The organism is Veillonella sp. AF36-20BH, from assembly GCF_003602765.1.
Classification (GTDB): Bacteria; Bacillota; Negativicutes; order Veillonellales; family Veillonellaceae; genus Veillonella; species Veillonella hominis.
This window is the reverse complement of record NZ_QTLR01000015.1, coordinates 1-5,126: the sequence shown is the minus strand read 5'-3', so window position 1 is coordinate 5,126 and position 5,126 is coordinate 1. Positions and strand designations below refer to the sequence as shown.

The 5,126-nt window shown below is 44.0% G+C and carries 2 protein-coding genes and 1 rRNA gene; all 3 read right to left on the bottom strand.

Going from position 1 to position 5,126, the window contains the following annotated elements; translation table 11 throughout:
* Nucleotides 1-57 precede the first annotated feature (57 nt).
* Nucleotides 58-1,784: ribosomal RNA gene (locus DW000_RS09740) — 16S ribosomal RNA — on the bottom strand.
* A gap of 545 nt (nt 1,785-2,329) precedes the next feature.
* Complete coding sequence (locus DW000_RS09735; RefSeq protein WP_120056262.1) at nt 2,330-3,079, bottom strand: hypothetical protein; 750 nt, start codon at nt 3,077-3,079, stop codon at nt 2,330-2,332.
* Nucleotides 3,080-3,170: 91 nt separating this feature from the next.
* A partial coding sequence (locus tag DW000_RS09730) for a YadA C-terminal domain-containing protein (protein ID WP_207798791.1) occupies nt 3,171-5,126 on the bottom strand: 1,956 nt, incomplete at its 5' end.

Below are 5,126 nucleotides of genomic sequence, written 5' to 3'. Positions count from 1 at the left end.
GCCAAAGTGTCGACCTAAGTGACATCCAAGCTTTTGGCTTGGTGTATGTCTCCCTAGAAAGGAGGTGATCCAGCCGCACCTTCCGATACGGCTACCTTGTTACGACTTCACCCCAATCATCGACTTTACCTTAGACGGCTGGCTCCCGAAGGTTACCCCACCGGCTTTGGGCACTTCCGACTTTCGTGGTGTGACGGGCGGTGTGTACAAGGCCCGGGAACGTATTCACCGCAGTATGCTGACCTGCGATTACTAGCGATTCCGACTTCACGTAGGCGAGTTGCAGCCTACGATCCGAACTGAGAGAGTGTTTCTCGGGTTTGCTCCATCTCGCGATCTCGCTTCCGTCTATTAACTCCCATTGTAGTACGTGTGTAGCCCAGGTCATAAGGGGCATGATGATTTGACGTCATCCCCGCCTTCCTCCGCATTGTCTGCGGCAGTCTCTCATGAGTTCCCACCCGAAGTGCTGGCAACATAAGATAGGGGTTGCGCTCGTTGCGGGACTTAACCCAACATCTCACGACACGAGCTGACGACAACCGTGCACCACCTGTTTTCTGGCTTCCGAAGAAGAGGAACCATCTCTGGTTCTGTCCATCAATGTCAAGACCTGGTAAGGTTCTTCGCGTTGCGTCGAATTAAACCACATACTCCACCGCTTGTGCGGGCCCCCGTCAATTCCTTTGAGTTTCAACCTTGCGGTCGTACTCCCCAGGCGGGGTACTTATTGCGTTAACTCCGGCACAGAAGGGGTCGATACCTCCTACACCTAGTACCCATCGTTTACGGCCAGGACTACCGGGGTATCTAATCCCGTTCGCTCCCCTGGCTTTCGCGCCTCAGCGTCAGTTTTCGTCCAGAAAGTCGCCTTCGCCACTGGTGTTCTTCCTAATATCTACGCATTTCACCGCTACACTAGGAATTCCACTTTCCTCTCCGATACTCTAGATTGGCAGTTTCCATCCCATCACGGGGTTAAGCCCCGAACTTTTAAGACAGACTGACCTATCCGCCTGCGCGCGCTTTACGCCCAATAATTCCGGACAACGCTTGCCACCTATACGCATTTCACCGCTACACTAGGAATTCCACTTTCCTCTCCGATACTCTAGATCAGCAGTTTCCATCCCATCACGGGGTTAAGCCCCGAACTTTTAAGACAGACTGACTGATCCGCCTGCGCGCGCTTTACGCCCAATAATTCCGGACAACGCTTGCCACCTACGTATTACCGCGGCTGCTGGCACGTAGTTAGCCGTGGCTTTCTATTTCGGTACCGTCAATCCTTCTCACTATTCGCAAGAAGGCCTTTCGTCCCGATTAACAGAGCTTTACAACCCGAAGGCCGTCATCACTCACGCGGCGTTGCTCCGTCAGACTTTCGTCCATTGCGGAAGATTCCCCACTGCTGCCTCCCGTAGGAGTCTGGGCCGTGTCTCAGTCCCAATGTGGCCGTTCATCCTCTCAGACCGGCTACTGATCATCGCCTTGGTGGGCCGTTACCCCTCCAACTAGCTAATCAGACGCAATCCCCTCCTTCAGTGATAGCTTATACATAGAGGCCACCTTTCATCTTTCCTCGATGCCGAGGTTAGATCGTATGCGGTATTAGCAGTCGTTTCCAACTGTTGTCCCCCTCTGAAGGGCAGGTTGATTACGCGTTACTCACCCGTTCGCCACTAAGATTGATAGAAGCAAGCTTCCATCGCTCTTCGTTCGACTTGCATGTGTTAAGCACGCCGCCAGCGTTCGTCCTGAGCCAGGATCAAACTCTCCAAGATATCTTGAAGCTATTTGAATAGCTCATTTGTTTTGTTGTCGCTACCATTAAGTAGCTTTGAATTATGGTTGGTTTTGACTGTGTCAAAACCCGCACTCTGGCATATGTTCAATCATTTTAATTGATTACCTATCATTGTTCAGTTTTCAAAGATCTGTGCCCCTTCATATGGGGTACTTAAATATAATAACATTTCCATATACTGATGTCAACAAAATTTGGACAAATTTTATGACAAATTTCAGGAAAATTTTATCATTATTTTTGCACAATTTCACGGCCTAATTTTACAGATTTAAAACTTGAGTTATATTACTTTTTTAGACATATCATATAGGGAGAATTTAAAATAAAAAGAAGCCGCAACAAGAATACATCTATTGCATTCTGTTGCGACTTCTTGTCTATATGACAGTGTGTTAATAGAATCCCTTATTTGTATCTCAACACTGTATATTAAAAACTTTTATATATAAGGTTATTGCAACTGCACATTCCTTATAACAAAAGCTATACATATAATGTGATTATATATGTATCAGATGATTAGTTATCTGTCTGAATCGCTTCACGAAGGTTAATTTCGTGCATGTCTCCAACAAAAGGTTCTTCTGCAGACATATTTTTTACAGTTTGTTTTGTAGCAAACCAAACTGCTTCGTTCATGTAATAACGCAATTCTTCATTAGATACATGTTCTTGATCTTGAGCCATGATATCAAGCATAGCATCTTCCAATGCTTGTGCTTCTTCATCTGTCAAAGGACCGCCAACGGCCTTTTGTTTTTGAAGCAATTCATTCATACGATCAACCATGCTGCGCAATACATTGTAACCATAGCTATTTGTGTAACCTTGGTCCTTATCATATTTAGGGAATGTGTAATAGCTATACTCGTTTTTATTACGGTTTTCACCATTCCAGTTCAATGCAGTTTCTTGGCCATGTACATAACCTAAAGAATGTTTACGGAAATAATCAGCATAGTTATGCTTATCTTTAGAATGTAACCATTTAGCTTCTTCTTTAGTCAATGCTTGATGATTTTTCTTTTTGCTTTCAGCTAAAGCAATCTTTCTTTCCGCATTTTCCCATGCTTTCACAAATTCATGGATGCCTTGTACAGTCTGAGGGCTAGCCACAGGAATCAATACGACGGAACCTGTTGTAGGCACTTTAGCCGGATTTGGTAAAAGCAATGGATCATCAAATGTAGCAGATGCCGCATTAACTTGTAATATGCCACTGCCGAATAATACTGCTGCTGTGAAAGCAAGCAAAGTGGATTTTTTCATTATATATTCCTCTTTTCTATCAACGAATTAAATCGGGTGGGAGAATCCCCTAAAAGGGAATCCTCACCCCGTAATGTTCAGTATGAACGTATTATAAACCTAGTCTTGCCATCATTGCAGCAATATTAGCTTTCATTTGTTCATTTTCAGCTTTCAAATCAGCTACTTCACCTTTTAATCCTTGATTTTCAACTTTCATTGCAGCAAGTTCACGTTGCATTGCATATGTGGAACTAATAGGTCCTTTACGGTAACGATCTGCAGTTTCTGCTTCGCCGTCTCTGTTACCTACTTTCCAAGTTACACCAGCATTTGCCATCATATGGCTATTGCTGCCCGCCCAAGCTACGCCAGCATGTAACATCATGGATTCATTTTTGTAATGAGCCACGCCTAATGCCAATGCAGAGTCGCCACGGTAGTTACCATAACCTGCCATGATTTGAGTAGGTTCGTAAGGATCATAAGCCATAGGTTTCAATGCAGACAACGCGGAGGATAAAGCACCAACTTGACGAACTTCGTTTACAACATTATTCATGCTGTTTGCAACACGATTAAGTTGGGAACCATTAACAGCATCAGTGGAAGTGGAGCTAATTTCGCCTGGAGCCACATTAGTAATCTTGTTACCACCGTTGTTCAAACCGGAGCTTGTTAAGGATACGCTGCCACCCGCATTATTTTTAATTGTAATACCGTTACCGTTCATAACAGTTGTATTACCAGCAGCATCCGTAGTCGTTACGGACTCAAGACCTTTCAAGTCTTTAGCCAACTTGATGTTATAGCCATCACCAGCAGCGTTTTTCACAACACCGATATTATTATCTGCCAAACGGTTCACATCAGCACCACCAGTAAGGTTCATAGTATCTCCCAATCCACGAACCACTTTACCGCTATCGCCAGGTTGGTCACCTTGGAATACACGGCCTGCTCTTACTTTATTATTGAAGTCGTCATTAACAGCTTTCAATTGATCTTCGGTTGCCGCTTGTCCACTAGTGATATGAGCAGGATCCCAAGTCTTATTAGTCAAGTTATTCACTGTACCGCCTGTACCGTTAACAGTTACTTTACCTGCTTGGATTGTGCCTTCAGAACCTTTAATGGAGATTTGCTTATCAGGATCTGTTCCAAGAGTAATATCATCATTGAGATTTACTTTATATGTCTTAGATCCATCATTATTAGTTGTGGAGGTCACTGTTGTATTTTTGCCATTCTCTAGTTTAGTTGTAGCACCAGCTACCGCTTTACTCAATTGGTTAACATTTACTGCATCAGTGCCATCGGTACCTTCAGCGACATTAGTAATCTTCTTACCGCCGGCATCGATACCGTCCTTAACAATCTTGGGACCGCCATTGATAGTCAAGCCATCACTGTTCATAACAGTATTACCAGTAGTTACACTGTTCAAGCCTTTCAAGTCCTTAGCAAGACGAACTTTCAAGTTGTTAGCACCATCGGATACAACACCGATATTGTCATCAGTAGTCAATTTATTTACATCAGTAATGCCACCGACTACATTAACTTGTTCATTAAGTTTTTTCTTAATAACAGCACCTGTATCACCGCCATATTTCATGCCATCATCCAATGTTGCAACATCATGTTTTTCGCCGTTCTTTTCTTCGATAACGAGACGAGTGATGTTTGTACCGTCAACGCCAGGTTTACCGTCACCACCTTTAATGGAGATGCCGTTAGCACCATCTTTACCATTCAAGCCGATAGAGCCGTCTTTACCATTGATAACAACAGCGGAGCCGTCTTTACCGTTAACTCCGATGGAGCCGTCTTTGCCGTCAGCACCCTTCTTACCAAGCACCAAATCGTCATTTACGTTAACTTTGTATGGATTATTAGCGGAACCATCGCCTTCAACGGTTGTATTTTTACCGTCTTTAAGGATAGTTTTACCTGCTGCAATAGCGTCTTTCAATTGACCAAAGTTTACTGCATCCGTGTTTTCAGTACCGGCCGCTACATTAGTAATCTTCTTACCGCCTGCATCGATGCCGTCCTTAACAATCTT

Bases quoted from the DNA above. Each gene is read 5' to 3' on its own strand.
- DW000_RS09735 (WP_120056262.1), bottom strand. From the start codon at position 3,079: ATGAAAAAATCCACTTTGCTTGCTTTCACAGCAGCAGTATTATTCGGC.